General features: G+C 73.2%; 17 protein-coding genes. 8 read left to right on the top strand and 9 right to left on the bottom strand.

What is annotated here, in order from left to right; all coding sequences use genetic code 11:
• Nucleotides 1-84: 84 nt before the first annotated feature.
• The gene (locus I6G21_RS04360) at nucleotides 85-1,119 is read left to right on the top strand and encodes an alpha/beta fold hydrolase (RefSeq protein WP_129358059.1); all 1,035 of its coding nucleotides are present in this window, start codon (nucleotides 85-87) and stop codon (nucleotides 1,117-1,119) included.
• 35 nt (nucleotides 1,120-1,154) lie between these two features.
• Entirely contained in the window at nucleotides 1,155-2,114 is a 960-nt protein-coding gene (locus tag I6G21_RS04355) for an SGNH/GDSL hydrolase family protein (protein WP_129358058.1), read from the top strand.
• Between the two features lie 25 nt (nucleotides 2,115-2,139).
• Here I6G21_RS04355 and I6G21_RS04350 read toward each other — a convergent pair whose 3' ends face one another.
• Nucleotides 2,140-4,140 (bottom strand): acyltransferase family protein, encoded by a 2,001-nt coding sequence (locus I6G21_RS04350; RefSeq protein WP_129358057.1) that lies wholly within the window; start codon nucleotides 4,138-4,140, stop codon nucleotides 2,140-2,142.
• Between the two features lie 154 nt (nucleotides 4,141-4,294).
• On the opposite strand from I6G21_RS04350, the gene I6G21_RS04345 reads away from it, so the two are divergent.
• Nucleotides 4,295-5,002, top strand: coding sequence for a hypothetical protein (locus I6G21_RS04345; protein WP_061225105.1), 708 nt, complete (start codon nucleotides 4,295-4,297; stop codon nucleotides 5,000-5,002).
• An 86-nt stretch (nucleotides 5,003-5,088) separates the two neighbouring features.
• On the opposite strand, the gene I6G21_RS04340 is transcribed toward I6G21_RS04345, so the two are convergent.
• From I6G21_RS04340 to exaC, 3 genes are all read right to left on the bottom strand, one after another.
• Nucleotides 5,089-5,568 (bottom strand): DUF779 domain-containing protein, encoded by a 480-nt coding sequence (locus I6G21_RS04340; RefSeq protein ID WP_081046114.1) that lies wholly within the window; start codon nucleotides 5,566-5,568, stop codon nucleotides 5,089-5,091.
• Nucleotides 5,568-6,587, bottom strand: coding sequence for an alcohol dehydrogenase AdhP (gene adhP / locus I6G21_RS04335; RefSeq protein WP_058731462.1), 1,020 nt, complete (start codon nucleotides 6,585-6,587; stop codon nucleotides 5,568-5,570). Before adhP ends, I6G21_RS04340 begins: the two co-directional genes overlap by 1 nt.
• Before the next feature lie 65 nt (nucleotides 6,588-6,652).
• Nucleotides 6,653-8,176 (bottom strand): acetaldehyde dehydrogenase ExaC, encoded by a 1,524-nt coding sequence (exaC, locus tag I6G21_RS04330; RefSeq protein WP_100463512.1) that lies wholly within the window; start codon nucleotides 8,174-8,176, stop codon nucleotides 6,653-6,655.
• 330 nt (nucleotides 8,177-8,506) lie between these two features.
• Here exaC and I6G21_RS10790 point away from each other — a divergent pair, with 330 nt between their 5' ends.
• Entirely contained in the window at nucleotides 8,507-8,635 is a 129-nt protein-coding gene (locus tag I6G21_RS10790) for a hypothetical protein (RefSeq protein ID WP_260007669.1), read from the top strand.
• Between the two features lie 25 nt (nucleotides 8,636-8,660).
• Here the strand turns inward: I6G21_RS10790 and I6G21_RS04325 are convergent, their stop codons facing one another.
• Nucleotides 8,661-9,428, bottom strand: a complete 768-nt coding sequence (locus I6G21_RS04325) for a DeoR/GlpR family DNA-binding transcription regulator (protein WP_058731460.1) — start codon at nucleotides 9,426-9,428, stop codon at nucleotides 8,661-8,663.
• Nucleotides 9,429-9,565: 137 nt separating this feature from the next.
• Here I6G21_RS04325 and I6G21_RS04320 point away from each other — a divergent pair, with 137 nt between their 5' ends.
• Nucleotides 9,566-10,072 (top strand): PTS sugar transporter subunit IIA, encoded by a 507-nt coding sequence (locus I6G21_RS04320; RefSeq protein WP_058731459.1) that lies wholly within the window; start codon nucleotides 9,566-9,568, stop codon nucleotides 10,070-10,072.
• 82 nt (nucleotides 10,073-10,154) lie between these two features.
• On the opposite strand, the gene I6G21_RS04315 is transcribed toward I6G21_RS04320, so the two are convergent.
• The 4 genes from I6G21_RS04315 to I6G21_RS04300 form a co-directional block, all read right to left on the bottom strand.
• Nucleotides 10,155-11,543 (bottom strand): MFS transporter, encoded by a 1,389-nt coding sequence (locus I6G21_RS04315; RefSeq protein ID WP_129358056.1) that lies wholly within the window; start codon nucleotides 11,541-11,543, stop codon nucleotides 10,155-10,157.
• A gap of 165 nt (nucleotides 11,544-11,708) precedes the next feature.
• Complete coding sequence (locus tag I6G21_RS04310; RefSeq protein ID WP_058731458.1) at nucleotides 11,709-12,830, bottom strand: alpha/beta hydrolase; 1,122 nt, start codon at nucleotides 12,828-12,830, stop codon at nucleotides 11,709-11,711.
• A 160-nt stretch (nucleotides 12,831-12,990) separates the two neighbouring features.
• The gene (locus I6G21_RS04305) at nucleotides 12,991-13,395 is read right to left on the bottom strand and encodes a fluoride efflux transporter FluC (protein WP_058731457.1); all 405 of its coding nucleotides are present in this window, start codon (nucleotides 13,393-13,395) and stop codon (nucleotides 12,991-12,993) included.
• Nucleotides 13,392-13,829 (bottom strand): fluoride efflux transporter FluC, encoded by a 438-nt coding sequence (locus I6G21_RS04300; protein WP_232238542.1) that lies wholly within the window; start codon nucleotides 13,827-13,829, stop codon nucleotides 13,392-13,394. Before I6G21_RS04300 ends, I6G21_RS04305 begins: the two co-directional genes overlap by 4 nt.
• 179 nt (nucleotides 13,830-14,008) lie before the next feature.
• On the opposite strand from I6G21_RS04300, the gene I6G21_RS04295 reads away from it, so the two are divergent.
• The 3 genes from I6G21_RS04295 (at nucleotide 14,009) to I6G21_RS04285 (ending at nucleotide 17,157) form a co-directional block, all read left to right on the top strand.
• Nucleotides 14,009-15,103, top strand: coding sequence for an aldo/keto reductase (locus tag I6G21_RS04295; RefSeq protein WP_129358055.1), 1,095 nt, complete (start codon nucleotides 14,009-14,011; stop codon nucleotides 15,101-15,103).
• A gap of 7 nt (nucleotides 15,104-15,110) precedes the next feature.
• Complete coding sequence (locus I6G21_RS04290) at nucleotides 15,111-16,427, top strand: MFS transporter (RefSeq protein WP_100463511.1); 1,317 nt, start codon at nucleotides 15,111-15,113, stop codon at nucleotides 16,425-16,427.
• Nucleotides 16,428-16,530: 103 nt separating this feature from the next.
• Nucleotides 16,531-17,157 carry a hypothetical protein gene (locus I6G21_RS04285; protein WP_100463510.1) on the top strand — a complete coding sequence of 209 codons (627 nt, stop codon included), beginning with the start codon at nucleotides 16,531-16,533 and terminating at the stop codon, nucleotides 17,155-17,157.
• The last annotated feature ends 6 nt before the right edge of the window (nucleotides 17,158-17,163 follow it).

The following is a 17,163-nucleotide window of genomic DNA, read 5'->3' as shown; positions in this document are numbered from 1 at the left end:
GAGGGTTATGATGGCCTCAGCGTCCCGGGAGGGCAGGCTCGGAGACACCGGGCCCCGGGGCCGGCGAGGAGGTCAGCGCCGACGATGCTGCGGGCACGCGCCAGACACAGCCAGGGCCGCCGGGAATGGGTCACCACCCGGGACGGGCGCGAGCTGTGCGCCATGGTCATCGACGGCCCCCGCTGCGGTGCGGCCGAGGCCGCCGGGGCCGTGTGTCCCCGCCCCACCGTCATCGTCGAGGCCGACGCGGCGGACACCGGCTCGATGTGGGCGCTCGTGCAGCGCACCGTCGGCGTCTCCGCCCGCACCGTGGTCTACGACCGCACCGGGCTGGGCCGCTCCGTCGGATCGGGTCGCCGCCCGGCTGCCCCGTGGACCCTGGAGCGTATGACCGCGGACCTGGAGGATCTGCTCGAGCACTTCGGCCCCGGACCCTTCGTCCTCGTGGGGCACGGCACCGGCGGGCCCGTGGTGCGCGCGGTGGCCGCCCGGCGTCGGGAGCGGATCTCCGGACTGGTGCTGGTGGATCCCGTGGACGAGCTGGGCCCCGCCCCGACCCAGTGCCGGCTCGGCCCGGTGAGCCTGGGAAGCCTGATGAGCCCGGAGAGCCCGGAGAGCCCGCGCCGCGGCCTCTCCGAGCGGCGTCGCCCCCGGTGGGCCGCAGCGCTGTCCGGCACCGCAGACGCCGCCCGCCGCCTCGCGGCCCTCGCGCGGCACGGACGCTGCCTGCACCTGCTGCCGGAGGACGTCCGCGCGGACCTGGCCGCCGACGGCTGGGACGCCGCCAGCCGGACGGCCTCCGCGCAGCTGCGGGCCTCCCTCGACGAGACCCTGCGCGGCTGGCTGGACCAGTCCCCCAAGCTCGGCCGGATCCCGGTGACGGTGATCTCCGCCGGACGGCGCGAGGCCCGCCAGCCCGCCCGGCTGCGCGCCGCCCTGACCGCGGCCCACGCCCGCCGCGCCAGGGCCACCGGCCACGGCCGCCACGTGATCCTGCCCGGGGTCGACGGGGCGGGGCTGCCGGTGCTGGCCGCGCAGCAGGTGGCCGCCGAGATCCGCGCGCTGGCCGGCTGCCTGCCCGGGCGCCGGGCCTACACCCCGCACCCCTGGCGGCTCTAGCCCCTTCCCACGGGTCCGCGGCGCAGAATGGGAGCATGAGCAGCACCGACCTCCCCGTCTTCTCCTTCGGAACCCTCCTCAACCCCCGCGTCCAGGAGCACCTGTTCGGGCACACCGTGCACGCCCAGCCCACGGAGCTGGCCGACCACGACGTCGTCGACGTGCCCATCCTGGATCCGGCGGTGATCGCGGCCAGCGGCAAGGACGTGCACCCCGGGGTCGTGCGCCGGATCCGCCGCAGCGTCGCCGGGGCCCTGCTGCCCCTGGACGCGCAGCAGCTGGCCGCCGCGGACGCCTACGAGGTGGCCGCCTACGCCCGGCGCCGCACCCTCACCCGCCCCCCCGGCGCCACCGAGACCCGGCCCGCGTGGGCCTACCTCAGCGCGAACCCGCTGGCCGTCGCCCAGCGGATCGCGGTGATCGGGGATTCCATCGCCTACGGCCGAGCCAGTCTCGACGGCGGGTGGGCGGCGGCCCTGGGCGCCTGGCACGTGGGCCGCGAGGAAGCCGAGCACCGGCTGTACCAGCTGGCCTACCCGGGCACCACGATCCGCCGGATCGCCCAGCACATCCTCCCGGAGCTCACCGCGCGCAGGGCCGACACCGTGCTGATCAGCGCGGGGATCAACGATCTGCTGCTGGACGGCACCTCCCCGGGGGAGCTGGTGGAGCTGGTGCAGCGGCTGTGCGCCGACCTGGAGGCCGAGGGGATGCGCCCGGTGGTCCTGGGCCCCACGTGGCTGGACGCCCAGCGGGTCCGGACCGTGCTGGGCCACGAGGTGGACCCGACCCTGGTGCGGGAGCACCGCGAGCGCCTGGCCGCGTGGGCGCGGCAGACCCACCGGGACCACCTGGATCCCTGGCCGGTGCTGGAGGGCCACCCCGAGCGGGTGCGCGCGGACGGGCTGCACCCCGACGCCGAGGGTCACCGGATGCTGGCGCGGTGGCTGCTGGGGCTGGCCCAGGGCCCGGCCGAGGACTGGCAGCCCGCCTGACCGGGGCAGCCCGACCGGGCCGGGCTCAGCGCTTCCCGAACCCCTGGAAGGCCCTCTCGATGGTCTCGGCGAAGACCGTGCCGCCGGGGATGTTGGGGTGGGTCAGGTCCGACTGCAGCAGGTCCGGGCGGGTGGAGGCGATCGCGTACCAGTCCGCGATCCGCACGTTCGGCCGCTTCTTCGCCTGATCCCACAGCAGCTGGTTGGCGGCCTCGATGAAGGTGGACTGCCCGTAGATCGTCACCAGCACGACGTCGCGGTCCGGGCCGATCATGTCCAGCACCCGGTCCAGCACCCCGGGCTCGGGGATGCCGCCGTTGGTGCCGAAGTCCAGGACCACGCAGGGCCCGAGGGTGCCGTCATCCAGGTGCGAGCGCACCAGCCCCTCGGCCTCGTCCCACTTGCGGTTGGGCACCCCGTCGATCACCGCCCCCGGGAACTGCTGCATGAGCCCGGGCGCGGAGACGGCGATCAGGGAGTCCCCGATGAACGTCATGTCCTCGGGCTTGGGGGAGGCGCACTGCGATCCCTTCGGCGTCGGGCTGGCGGAGGGGGCGGCGGAGGCGCTGGCCGAAGGGGCGGCGCTGGCCCGCTGCTCGGCCCGCTCCTTCGCCCGCTCGCGCGCCTTCTGCTGGGATTCGGCCATGGCCTGCTGGGCGGCGTCCACGTCCTGCTCCACCTGGCTGCGCTGCGGGGCGGTGACGACGGCGACCGCGGCGGTGCCGAACAGCAGCACCCCCACCAGCCCGCCGGCCAGGGCGGCGCGCAGGCGAGACGACATCGTGCGCCGGGCGTCGGCCGAGCCGATGGCGGCCAGTCCGGCGCTGAGCACGGTGGCCGCCCCGAGCAGGACGGCGCGGAAGCCGCGGCGGCGCACGGGCTGCTCGATCCACCGCTCGGAGACGGCGGCCAGCACCACGGTGAGCGCCACCGCCGCGGCCTGCACCCCCCACCACGCGGGGGTGCGAACGCCGGTGGGCGCCAGGTCGTTGAGGATCTTCAGCACGGGCCAGTGCCACAGGTAGATCCCGTAGGAGCGGTGCCCCACCCATACGAGGGGCCGGGCCTCCAGCACCCGCCCCAGGGCCGGGGCCGGGCCGAGCTGGCTGGCGATCATCGCCAGGGCGCCGAGGCTGACCAGGACCAGCCCCCCGCGGTAGGTGGCGGCGCCGTCTTCGGTGAGCACCGCGAAGCACGCGCCGACGACAAGCGTCCCGACGCCCAGCAGCGCCGACGCAGGACCGCGCCGGGCGAGCAGGCCGGCGGCCGGGCCCCGGCCCAGCTGCCAGGCGAAGGCCAGGGCGATGCCCAGCAGCAGCCCGAAGGCGCGGGTGTCCGTGCCGTAGTAGACGCGGGTGGGGTCCTCGCCCGGGACGTAGAGACCGGCCATCAGCGCCGCGGAGGCGACGGCCCCGGCCAGGGCCAGGAGGATGCGCGGGGCGGGGCGGCGGGTCAGGGCCATGATCCCGAGGAACAGCAGCGGCCAGACCAGGTAGAACTGCTCCTCCACGGCCAGGGACCAGAAGTTCATGAACAGCACGGGGGCGGTGTGGTGGAAGTAGGAGCCGCCCGCGGCCAGTTCCAGCCAGTTGGTGGAGAAGGTCAGCGCGCCGAGGACCTGCCGGTCCAGGTGCACCCGCAGATCCGGGCCGCCCAGCAGGGACGCCGCGCAGCACACGGTGATGACCACGAGCAGCGCCGGTAGCAGGCGCCGGGCCCGCCGGACCCAGAAGCCGCGCAGGTCGATCCGCCCGGTGCGGGCGCGTTCGCGCAGCAGAAGGGTGGTGATGAGGAAACCCGAGACCACGAAGAACACGTCCACCCCGAGGAAGCCGCCGGGCAGCAGACCCGGGTCCACGTGGTAGACGACGACGGCGAGCACCGCGATCGCCCGCAGGGCGTCCAGGCCGCTGATGTGGAAGCGGCGGGCCGGCGAGCTCGCGGCGGTGGCGTCGGGACCCGCCGGGAGGCGGCCTGCTGCGGGTCCGGTGTGGGCGGGGCGGTCGCTGGGGGAGGCAGAGGACATGGATCCTCGAGGGGCGAAGACGGGGATGCGAAGAGGGGAGCGCGGGTCCACCCGGCGCCGTCGCCGATTCTAACCCGGGCTGCGTGCGCTCGGGGGCCTCGACGGGCGGTTCCGATGTGCGAGGCTCACCCGCGGTGGCGGATACTGGTCAGCGATGGCTTCGCAGACGGCTCAGGTGATCGGCTCCGGCGTGGGCATGGCGGTCCTGGGTGCGTCCATGGGGTTCAGCCCCACCCTGTACGCCGTCGTCCTGCACCAGCTGAACCGCTCCCCGCGCGCGGCGACGATGATCCGCTGCCTGGCCCTGGGTCTGGGCACGGGCACGCTGCTGCTCCTGCTGCTGTTCCAGGTCTTCGATCCGAGCCAGCTGGCCCGCGAGGTCGGCGGCGCCGTGCGGCGGCTGCTCACCCAGCGGAACCTGGACCTCGCCGTGGGGGTGCTCTTCCTGCTGGCCGCCGGCTGGGAGGCCGCCCGCTCCGCCGCGCCCCGTCCACCCGCCCGGACCGGGGCGACGGCCCAGGCGATGACGCCGCTGGGCATCTACCTGTTCGGCGCGCTCAGCGCGGGGCTGAGCACCAACCGGATCCTGCTCACCTACGCCACGAGCCGGCTGATCACCCGCACCACCGAGGCGTGGCCGTTGCAGCTGGTGCTGGTCGGCCTGCTGCTGGGCGCGCTGATGGGACCGTACCTGCTCTCCTCGTGGGTGTGGAACCGGTTCCCGCGGGCCAGCGGCTGGGTGCGGGCGGGGTTCGACTGGCTGATGCACTGGGATGCCCGGGTGATCCTCGCGGTGGTGCTCCTGGTGCTCGGCCTGGCGTTCCTGCTCCTGGCCTTCCCGCCTGCCCTGCTCACCCGGTGACGCGCCCACGATCCGCTGCCCATTCCCTCCAGCGCCCCGGCCGCCCTTCGCGGCCAGAGCCCGGGAGGGGCGGCCGGGCGGGGCCGTCACAGCAGGAGGCTGCGGATCAGGAAGCGCTTGCCCTCCGGGGCCTCCACGGAGAAGCCGGACCCGCGCCCGTCCACCACGTCCACCGTCAGGTGCGTGTGCTTCCAGTACTCGAACTGCTCGCGGGACATCCAGAACCCGATCCGCCCGAGCACCGCGCCGCGCCCGTCCGGCAGATCCAGCTCGCCCAGGAGCACGTCCGCCGCGCCGGTGCGGAACTCCCCGGCCGGGAAGCACATGGGCGAGGAGCCGTCGCAGCAGCCGCCGGACTGGTGGAACATCAGCGGCCCGTGGATCTCCCACAGACTCCGCAACAGGGCCACCGCCTCCCCCGTGAAGGCCACGCGGGAGGCCGTCTCCCCCGCGACGGCGGGGTGAGCCTCGATGGTCTCCCGCCCGGCGGCGCCGTCGGCCCCGGCCCCCGGTTCGCGGCGGCTCGCGTCGGAGGACGCCGGGCGGGCGTCGTCGTGGGCCGGCATCAGTACTCGATCACCACACGACCCTCGATCTTCCCGTGGTGCATCTCGTCGAAGATCCCGTTGATGTCCTGCAGCGGGCGCTTGGAGAAGGTCGGATGGATCAGGCCGCGGGCATAGAAGTCCAGGGCCTCCTCCATGTCCCGTCGGGTGCCGACGATCGACCCGCGGATGGTCAGGCCCTTGAGCACGATGTCGAAGATCGGCGCCGGGAACTCCCCCGGGGGCAGGCCGTTGAACACGATGGTCCCGCCGCGGCGGGCCATGTCGATGGCCTGCCGGAAGGCGTCCGGGTGCACCGCGGTGACCAGCACCCCGTGCGCCCCGCCGGTGGCCTCCTGGATCTGCGCGGCCGGATCCCCCGACATCGCGTTGACGGTGAGCTCCGCCCCGTGCTGGCGGGCCAGGGCCAGCTTGTCCTCGGCGACGTCCACCGCGGCCACCCGCATCCCCATCGCCACCGCGTACTGCACCGCCAGGTGCCCCAGACCGCCGATCCCGGAGATGACGACCCACTGGCCGGGCCTCACCTCGGTGCGCTTGAGGCCCTTGTACACGGTCACCCCGGCGCACAGCACCGGCGCCACCTCGTATGGGTCGGCGCCTTCGGGGATGCGGGCCGCGAAGTCCGCGTCCACCAGCATGTACTCGCCGAAGGAGCCGTCCACCGAATACCCGCCGTTGACCTGCTCCTCGCACAGGGTCTCCCAGCCGGTCTGGCAGTGCTCGCAGCGACCGCAGGCCGACCACAGCCACGCGTTGCCCACCAGGTCGCCGACCTGCAGGTCCGCCACCCCCTCGCCGAGGGCCACCACCTCGCCCACGCCCTCATGGCCGGGGATGAAGGGAGGGGTGGGCTTGACCGGCCAGTCGCCGTCCTTGGCGTGCAGGTCCGTGTGGCACACGCCGGAGGCGATCAGCTTGACCAGGGCCTGTCCGGGCCCGGGGGTGGGACGCTCGACGTCGGTGACGTCCAGCTCCTCGCCGAAGGCGCCGACCACGGCTGCTGTCATGGTGCTCATCAGGGATTCTCCTTCGAATCGTCGTGAAAGGGTTCCAGGGGTGCTCGGGGAGGGGCGTGCTCGCCTCAGAAGAGGCCCATCGCGTCCTCCGAGTACGAGACCAGGAGGTTCTTGGTCTGCTGGTAGTGGTCCAGCATCATCAGGTGCGTCTCCCGGCCGATGCCGGAGGACTTGTACCCGCCGAAGGCCGCGTGCGCGGGGTAGGCGTGGTAGTTGTTCACCCACACCCGCCCCGCCTGGATGGCCCGGCCCGCCCGGTAGGCGACGTTGCCGCTGCGGGACCAGACGCCGGCCCCCAGCCCGTAGAGGGTGTCGTTGGCGATCGAGATCGCGTCGTCGTAATCGGCGAAGGTGGCCACGGAGACCACGGGCCCGAAGATCTCCTCCTGGAAGATCCGCATCGAGTTATCCCCCCGGAAGATGGTGGGCTGCACGTAGAAGCCGTCGGCCAGCTCGCCGTCGAGCACGGCCCGCTCCCCGCCGGTGAGCACCTCGGCGCCCTCCTGCCGCCCGATGTCCAGGTAGGACAGGATCTTCTCCAGCTGGTCGCTGGAGGCCTGGGCGCCCATCATCGTGTCCGTGTCCAGCGGGTTGCCCATCCGGATCCGCTCGGTGCGGGCCACCACGGCCTCCAGGAACCCCTCCGCGATGCTCTCCTGCACCAGGGCCCGGGAGGGGCAGGTGCACACCTCCCCCTGGTTCAGGGCGAACAGGGTGAAGCCCTCCTGGGCCTTGTCCCAGAAGGCGTCCTCCCGGTCCATGACGTCCTCAAAGAAGATGTTGGGGCTCTTGCCGCCGAGCTCGAGGGTCACCGGGATGATGTTCTCCGAGGCGTACTGGGAGATCAGCCGGCCGGTGGTGGTCTCCCCCGTGAAGGCGATCTTCGCGATGCGCGGGGAGGAGGCCAGGGGCTTGCCGGCCTCCACCCCGAAGCCGTTGACCACGTTGAGCACGCCGGCCGGCAGCAGGTCCCCGATCAGCTCCATGAGCACCAGGATCGAGGCCGGGGTCTGCTCCGCCGGCTTGAGCACGACGGCGTTGCCGGCGGCCAGCGCGGGGGCCAGCTTCCACACCGCCATCAGCAGCGGGAAGTTCCAGGGGATGATCTGCCCGACCACGCCCAGCGGCTCGTGGAAGTGGTAGGCGGTGGTGTCCTCGTCGATCTGGGACAGCCGCCCCTCCTGGGCGCGGATCGCCCCGGCGTAGTACCGGAAGTGGTCCACGGCCAGCGGCAGGTCCGCCGCCAGGGTCTCCCGCACGGCCTTGCCGTTGTCCCAGGTCTCCGCGACGGCGAGCATCTCCAGGTTCTGCTCCATGCGCTCGGCGATCTTCAGCAGCACCGCGGCCCGCTCGGCGGGGGCGGTCCGGCCCCAGGCGGGGGCGGCGGCGTGGGCGGCGTCCAGGGCGGCGTCGATGTCCTCGGCGGTGCCGCGGGCGATCTCGCAGAAGACCTTCCCGGTCACCGGGGTGACGTTCTCGAAGTACCGGCCCTTGGCGGGCGGCGTCCACTCACCGCCGATGAAGTGCTCGTAGCGGTCCTTGAAGGTCAGCAGCGAGCCGTCGGTGCCGGGATTCGCGTACACGGTCATGGGATCTCCTCCGTCTTCGGGCGCCTCATCGCACCCATGGGTGATGCTAGTCACCCTTCGGGCTCATGTGAAGCGGAGTGCGCGATCCGAACAGACGGAGCGGATTCATGGCTCGACCCCCCGGCCACCGGACTTGCGGCGGATTCGGGATTTCGCCGAGCGGAGCGGCGGACTCATGCACTGCGGAGTGTCGATCCGGGAGCGGGCGGGGCGGCGGGGGCGGGAGGATGCGTTCCCGCAGGGCGATCACCCTGGTCCGCGGCGTCGGGATGGGCCATGCTGGAAGCGGCACCCCATCCGGGGCGCCTCGAGCCACCGAAGGAGCCCGTCATGCCCGATCCCACGAAGGACGACCTGGAGCACACCGCCTCCGAGGAGGAGCCCGGCCAGGGCGAGACCACCGAGGAGGCCGCCGAGCAGCAGATCTCCGGCGGTGCGCAGGAGCGGCGCGGCAGCTGACCCCGTCTCCCCGCGGGGCGCAGGGCTATGCGGCGTGCAGCCGCACCCCGTGCTCCGCGCACCAGCGGGCCAGGTCCTCATGGGGCGCCTCGGTGACGATGTCGTCGATGACGCCCAGGGCCGCCAGGTGGTAGAAATCCTGGTATCCCACCTTGGAGGTGTCCAGGGGCACCACGACGCGCCGTGCCGCCTGGATCGCCGCCTGCTTCACATACCCCTCGGCCACATCCACAGTGAAGATCCCCTGCGGGGTGATGCCGCTGACCCCGATGAACGCGGTGTCCACATGGAAGCGGGAGAGGGTCTCCACGGTGATGGCCCCGCTCAGAGAGCCGCCGACCCGCTTGTACTCCCCGCCGAGCAGCGTGTGGCGGAGGCCGGGGCGCTCCGCGACGGCCATCGCCGCGCCGATCGAGTTGGTCAGCACGTTCACCGCATCCCGCTCCAGATGCTCGGCGAGCACCTCGATCGTGGTGCCGGAATCGAGGAACACCGACTGTCCCTCCTGCACCATCTCCGCGCAGCACGCGGCGATCGCCCGCTTGGCCTCGATGTGGCGGGCCTTCCTGGCGTCATTGGTGGACTGCGGTCTGGTTTCGATCGCGATCGCTCCACCATGGGTGCGTCGCAGGAGTCCCTCCTGCTCCAGGGCGGTGAGGTCCTTGCGCAGCGTGGGCTCGCTGACGCCGAAGGGCTGCACGAGGTCGGCCAGCCGGACGCTGCCGGCGCGTCGGACCAGGTCGGCGATCTTGCGGCGGCGCTGTTCGGCGAAGTCCGTGCTCTGAGCTCTCATCGCTCCCCAGGATACCGGCGTCGCCCAGCGATCGCGGGGCGACGGGCTCCACCCCCCACGTGGTTTCGTTCGTGATCGTTGCACATCACTAGCTTTCGTTCTACGCTCCTTCTGAGCATAAGCGAAAGGTAACGATCATGTTCAAGCGCACCCGAACCCTGAACCGGAACACCATCGCAACCCTCCTCTCTCCCGCCTCCGGGGACCTCGTCTCCCTGTCCAAGGTGCCGGATCTGCTGCACGCCCGCCGCGTGCTGGGCCCGGGCGTGGCCGTCGCCCCGGAGGATGGGCTGTTCGTCGCACCCCTGGACGGCGTCGTGCGCACCAGCCCGCGCAGCCCGCACGCCTACTGGATCCGCTCCGAGGACACGCTGGGCGGCAGCCCCCTGGAGATCCTCGTGCTGGTGGGCACGGACAGCTGCCGCGCACAGGCCCCGGCGGTGATCCCGCTGGTGGCGGACGGGCAGCGGGTCACCGCCGGACAGCCGCTGTGCCGAGCCGATCTGGAGATCCTCGAGGCTCAGGCCAGCTCCACCCTCTCCCCCGTGGTCATCACCGCCCGCCCCGAGGGCACCGCGATCAGCCTCGGCACCGCGCACGCCACCGCCGGTTCGACGCCGCTGGTCCGCCTCACCGCCGCCTGACCCCGCGCCGAACCGTCACCTGCGTGGCATCTGAGCGCCCCGGAACCCCCGCGCGTGACGGTTCGGCGATTCCGCACGCTCCCTACCGCCCGTAGGCGCTGGACTCCGGGTGATCCAGGGTCGAATGGCTCCGGTTGTCGTGCATGAACAGCACCGCGACCAGGCCCAGCACCCCCACGACCACCACGTACCAGGGGAAGACGCCCGCGAGCCCCTGCTCCTTCAGGAACAGCGCCACGTACTCCGCGGACCCGCCGAACAGGGAGTTGCCGATCGCGTAGGTGAAGCCCACCCCCAGCCCGCGCACGTGCGCGGGGAACATCTCCGCCTTCACGATCCCGGAGATCGAGGTGTACAGGCTGAGGAACAGCATCGCCACGAGCACCAGCAGCGAGGCGGTGACCAGGGAGGAGGCCCGTCCGATCAGCGTCAGCAGCGGCACCACCAGCACGATCATCCCGAGCACGTAGATCAGCATGGAGGTCTTGCGCCCGATCCGATCCGAGAGCCACCCGGCCGCCGGCTGCATCAGCAGGTACAGCAGCAGGCACACGGTCATCGCATCCGCGACCTCCCCCTTGGCGAAGCCGCCGGTGTTGATCAGGTACTTCTGCATGTACGTGGTGAACACGTAGAAGGTCAGCGAGCCGATGCTCGTGATCCCCAGGACCACCCAGAACGCCCGCGGGTAGTCGCGCAGGATGGTCAGGAACCGGCCGGTGGTGCGCCGCTGCCGCTCCTCGGGCGTCGTCGTCTCCGCCAGGCCGGAGCGCAGCCACAGGGACACGACGGCGGCCGCCGCCCCGATCACGAAGGGCAGGCGCCACCACCCGGCGGTGATCGCCTCATCGCCGAGGGTGTGGGTCATGATCACCGCGAGCAGGCTGGCCAGCAGCTGTCCGCCGATCAGCGTGACGTACTGGAAGGAGGAGAAGAACCCGCGCTTGCCGGCGGTGGCGACCTCGGACATGTACGTGGCGGTGGAGCCGTACTCCCCGCCCACGGACAGGCCCTGCACGCAGCGGACGAGCAGCAGCAGCCACGGCGCGGCCGCCCCGATGGTCTGCGCCGTCGGCAGCATGGCCAGACACAGCGACCCGGCGCACATCAGCAGGATCGAGGCGAGCATCGAGGTCTTGCGGCCGTATCGGTCCGCGACCCGCCCGAACACGTACCCGCCGATCGGGCGCATCAGGAAGCCGACGAAGAACACGGCCGCGGACTTCGCGAAGGCCCCGGTCTCTCCCGTGCCGGTGAAGAACAGCGGCGCGAAGTACACGCTGAAGAACGCGTAGATGTAGAAGTCGAACCACTCCACGAGGTTGCCGCTGGAGGCGGCGAGGATGGACTTCACGACGCTCGCGGTGGAGCCCGCGCCGGGATCGGCGGAGCCCGGTCCGGGATGCCGTCGAGCCTCGGACTCGACTGGGGCCTCCTCGGGGGTTCGGCGGGAAGGTTCCACGGGGGACATGGCAGCTCCTCGATCCGATGAGAGATATTCGCCTCAGAATACTTCCCTCAGAGTAATCCACGTCACCGACGCCGACTTACCCCGCGCCGAGCCGTCACCGGCGTGGCGTCTGAGCCCCTCAGAGCCCCCGCGGGTGACGGCTCGGCGACCGCGGGGGAAGGCACCTCAGCCGTGCTCGGAGAGGAAGCATTCGGCGGCTCCTGTGACCAGCTGGTAGCCCGCGGACTCGCGCGCCTGAGCGTCGAAGGCGTGATTGGCCAGCGGGACCCGCAGATCCGTGACCGCGGCTCCCCGGGCGCGGGCCGCGGCGACGAAGTCCCGCACCGAATCCGGGGGCACGAACGTGTCCGCTCCGCCGCGGATGATCAGCGTCGGCGGGTCACCGCGCGTCGCCCAGGTGCGCGCATCCAGGGTCTGGTAGCGCTCGGGAGGCTCCGCGGGGGTGCCGCCGACGAACTCCTCCGCGGCCTTCCCGGCCCCCAGGGCCCGGACCCGCTGCACCGCGGCCACGTCCACCGTGGGATACAGGGCGACGACGGCGCGCGGCACCGGCAGGGCGGCGGCGTCGTCGATCCCATCGAGGGTCCCCGCCGCGATCCGATCCGCCAGATTCACCGCCAGGCCCCCGCCGGCCGAGTCGCCGAACACCGAGATCCGCCGGGGATCCCCGCCCAGCGTGCCCGCGTGGCGGGCCACCCAGGCGTAGGAGCGGGCCAGGGAGCGCGGCGCCTCCTGCCAGGTCGGGCGCCCCGGGGAGGCCAGCGGGTACTCCGGGCGCACCACGAGCCAGCCGCGCTGGGCCAGATCCCGCAGCGTGGCCTGCATCTGCGCGTCGGTGGTCCAGCCGCCGCCGTGCACATCGAACAGGATCGGGGCGTGCTGGGCCCCGCCGGGCGGCGTCCAGATCTGCAGCCGACCGTGGACCTCATCCTGAGCGGGGATCGTGCGATCCGGGGGCGCGGTCATGGACCCCGGGGCGAGCGTGCGGACCAGGTCCACGGGAGCCCCGGCGCGCTCAGCGGTCACAACGACGGCGCCGTAGGCGGCCCCGGGAACCACCGCGCCCAGCACCGCCAGGGCCAGGGTGCTCAGATCGCGGATCCGGGACGCGACCCGCACGCGGCGGCGTGCCGGCATCCCGGAGAGCACGAGCCCCGCCCCGAGCAGCGCGGCCGGCGCGAGGAAGGGTGCCAGGGTGGGCAGCAGGACGGAGAGGGCGAAGGGCACCTGCTCCGCCGCCGGGACGATGGCGAGGGCGGCGGGGATGCCCGCGAGCGCGCAGAGCACCGCGCCGAGGACCCGACGCAGTCGACCGCGGCGGGCCGATGCGCCCGGGGACCGGCGTCGCGGCCCCGCCGGATCGACAGCGACCTCGCGTCCCCGTCGCGACAAGATTCGCATAGCCTCAGAATAGGGTGCCGGGCCGACGGCCGACAGGGGTCGGGAGCTACAGGTGCAGCCCCAGCAGCATCCCGCCCCAGGCCGCGAGCGTCCCGAGGCCGATGACCCCGAGCAGGTTCGCCGCGGCCAGCCCCCACCGGCGCTCCTGCACCAGCCGCACCGTCTCGACCATCGCCGTCGAGAAGGTGGTGTACCCGCCGAGGAAGCCCGTGCCCAGCACCGCCTGCCACACCGGGGACACCAGCCCACCCAGGGCCAGACCGGTGACCAGGCCCAGCAGGAAGGAGCCGGTGACGTTGATGACGCCGGTGGCCCACGGGAACGCCGCCCACCCGCGCAGCGGCGCCGAACCTGCCGCGACGGCGGACTTCAGCAGCCCGTCCAGCAGCATCCGCACGGCGGCACCCAGCCCTCCGGCCAGGCACACGCCCAGGAACAGGACGAGGCTCATGCGTCCTGCACCTCCCGCTCCGGGGAGGCCGGGGCCACCAGCCGGTGCCCCAGCGCGACGCCGAGGAAGGCCGCCGCCAGCCCCAGCACCAGGGTGGCCGCCGGGTAGACCAGCCCCACCCCGAGGCCCCGCTCCCCCAGCAGCTGGACGGTGGTCTCGGACAGCGTGGAGTAGGTGGTGAACCCGCCGAGCAGGCCCGTGCCCACGAGGATGCGCCCGGTGCGCCGGATGCCCTGGTCCGGGCCGCGCATCGCCAGACCCTCCAGCAGCAGGCCCAGCAGGAAGGCGCCGAGCACGTTGGCGACCAGCACCGCCCCGCGGCCCTGACCGGCCCCGGGCAGCAGCAGCGTCAGCCCGTACCGCAGCCCCGTGCCCAGCGCGCCGCCGAGGAACGCGAGGCCGAGGTAGCGGAACCTCAGATGCAGGGGGCGCACGGCTGCCTCCTCAGGTCGGACGGATGGACGGCGGATCCGGAGATGATCCGTCTCCACGGTAGTCCCTCCCCCGACCCCGACGCCCCCGGAGCAGGAGAGCGCCGGGGAGCGCCGGAGGAGCCCGGAAACGGGGAGCACAATGGGAGGACTACGCATCCCCTCGCGAACGGAGCACCACCGTGGACCACATCCGACTCGGCGATTCCGGGCTGTACGTCTCCCGCCTGGCCCTGGGCACCATCCCCTTCGGCTCCGGCGGCGGCATGGAGGAGATTGCCGGGCTGGACGACGCCGCCGCGACCCGCCAGCTGGAGACCGCCCTGGAGCGCGGGGTGAACTTCGTGGACACCGCGAACATCTACAACGGCGGGGACTCCGAGAAGGTGCTGGGCCGGATCCTCGGCCGGCACCGGGAGGAGATCGTGCTGACCTCCAAGGCCCGCACCGCCGTCGGGGACGGACCCAACGACTCCGGGGCCTCCCGGCTGCACCTGACCCGCGCCGTCGAGGACTCCCTGCGCCGCCTGGATACGGACCACCTGGACCTGCTGTACCTGCACCAGTGGGACGGGCAGACCCCCATCCGGGAGACCATCGAGACCATGGCACAGCTGATCCGGGCCGGGAAGATCCGCTACTGGGGGGTGTCCAACTACAGCGGCTGGCAGCTGGCGAAGACCGTGTACGAGGCCCGCATGGCCGGTCTGCCCGCCCCGATCGCCCAGCAGGTCTACTACACCCCCGAGGCCCGGGAGATCGAGTACGAGATCATCCCGGCCGCCCGGGACCTGGGGGTCGCCACCTTCGGCTGGTCCCCGCTCGGGGAGGGACTGCTCAACGGGAAGGTGCGCCGCGGGCGCCCGACGCCGTCCGACACCCGGCAGGGCACCGGCTGGCCCGAGCCACACGTGACGGACTGGGACCGGGCCTACGACCTCATCGAGCTGTTCGACGAGATCGCCCAGGAGCTGGGGTGGAGCATCCCGCAGGTGGTGATCTCCTGGATCCTGGGTCGCCCCGGGGTGGCCGGCACGGTGATCGCGGCCCGGCGCCAGGAGCACCTGGAGCAGGACCTGGACGCCGCCGAACTGCACCTGCCGCAGGAGGCCCGCGATCGCATCACCCGCGCCTCCCAGCTGCCGGCCTACTACCCGCTGTGGCACCGGCTGATGAACGGCCAGGACCGCCCGGAGCCGGCCGAGACGGAGTTCTTCGCGGAGCAGCGCGAGCACGTCTTCGGCGCATTGGACGGCGCGTCCGGCGACGACGACTGAGCCGCCCGTGCTGAAGCCGATCCTCTGGCCGGTCCTCGTCCCGTCCCTGCTGTTCTCCATCGGCATCGGGGCGACGATCCCGGTGTACGTGCTGGCCGCGCTGCAGCTGGGGGCCGGCAACGCCCTGGCCAGCGGCACCGTGACCCTGATGGGCGCGGTCTCCCTGATCTTCACGGTCCCGGTGGGCATCCTCATCGACCGGGTCGGGGACCGCCGGGCGATGACCCTGGGCACGGTCGCGGCCGTCGTCGTCACCGCCCTGACGGTGTTCGCGCTGGCCGCTCCCCTGGCCCAGCCGCTGGCCCTGACCCTGTACATCGTCCTGCTGCTGCTGCGCGCCCCCGTGGAGGACATCTGGCGCCTGGCCCGGCAGGCGGTGGTCGCCGAGCACATGCCCCCGGCCCACCTGGGCAAGGCCATGACCGCCCTGGGCGGGACCATGCGGGTGGGCAACCTGCTGGGCCCGCTGATCAGCGCGGCGCTGCTGGTGTGGCTGCCGCTGTGGTCCGTGTACGTGTTCTCCTGCCTGTGCGCGGTGCTGGCCGTGGTCATCCTGAACATCCCGGCCCTGAACCGCGGCTTCGACGACGCCGCGGCCCGCTCCTCCCGCGCGGGTACGGAGGAGCCGGTCCCGGAGATCGGGGCGGCCACGGGGGCCGCCGAACCCGAGGGACCCGCCGAGGCGGCCGCGGATTTGGCCGAACGGGCCGAGCCCGCACCGGCGAGCCCGCGCCCGTCCCTGCGGGCCCTGGCGGTGGACTGGCACGCGGTCTGGCTGGCCGGGATCGGGATCCTGGTGCTGGCCGTGGCCCGGGTGCTGCAGCCGCTGATGGTGCAGCTGTGGGGCGCGTCCATCGGGCTGCACGAATCCGGGATCTCCCTGCTGGTGGCGGTGGGCGCGGCGATCGAGCTGGTGCTGATGTTCCCCGGCGGGTACCTGAAGGACCGGCTGGGCCGGGTCGCGGTGCTCACCGCGTGCCTGGCCGTGTTCGGCGCGGGCTTCGTGCTGATGGGCGCCGTGCCCACGGTGGCGGGGCTGGTCGCGGCCGTCGTCGTGATGGCGGTGGGCAACGGCCTGGGCGCCGGGGTGAACATGACGATCGGGGCGGACCTGAGCCCCGCGGTCGGCCGGGCCCGGTTCCTCGGGGTGTGGGCGGTGTTCACCAATGCCGGACAGCTGGGCGGACCCGCCCTGGTCTCCGCGCTGCTGAGCATCGCCAGCCTGCCGGCGGCCCTGATCTGCGCGGGCGCGGTGACCCTGGGCGGGGCCGTGTGGACGGCGGCCACCGGGCGGCGCACCGGCCTGCCCGGGCCGCGGCGCTGAGCCGACGCCGACCCGGGAGCCGACCCGCCGCTGAACCGGCACCGGGTCGGCCCCGTGCTCACTCGGTGCCGGCTTCCACATCGATGGTGACAGGATGGGCTCCATGCACCGCGATCAGCGCTTCACCGGCCACATAGCCGGGGTCGGCACCGCCTCGGGGCTGCGCCTGGTCCTGGGAGCCTGGCACACCACGCCCCACGGACCCTTCGCCGACGTCATGCTCGCCCACCCGGACGGCACCCGCCAGCTGCTGGCCCCGGACCCGTGGGTCCGGGACTTCGTGAGCGCCACCTACACCTTCGACGACGCCCGCGTCCTGCCCGTGCGCCTGGCGCGCACCGGGACGGGGCGGGCCTCCCGGTGGGAGGTTTCGGCCGGGCCCCTGGAGTGGAACTTCGCCGTCGGGGCCCGGGACCCCCTGGGGCTGCTGCTGCGCGCCGTGCCGGGGCCGGTGGGCCGCTCCCGCAGCTTCGCCGGGATCACCGACGCCGTCGCCCGCCGGCTCCTGCCCGGGGTGCGCACCCTGGGCACCGCCGGGAACGGGCGCACCGAGTGGTACGCGGCCGCGGACCTGCACCGGATCGCCGACTCCCGGGTCCGGTGGCGCGGGCGCGACGCCGGACCCCTGGCGCCGGTGGACCCGGCCCCGCAGTTCGGCTTCGGCTCCACCCCGCGCACCCCGTGCCTGACGGCCCTGACCAGCACGGTGCGCCTGCCCGCGGGCGGCTGAGACCGC

The organism is Rothia kristinae (assembly GCF_016028855.1).
GTDB classification, from domain to species: domain Bacteria; phylum Actinomycetota; class Actinomycetes; order Actinomycetales; family Micrococcaceae; genus Rothia; species Rothia kristinae.
Note: the sequence above shows the minus strand (reverse complement) of the source record. Positions and strands in the feature narration are given on the sequence as shown.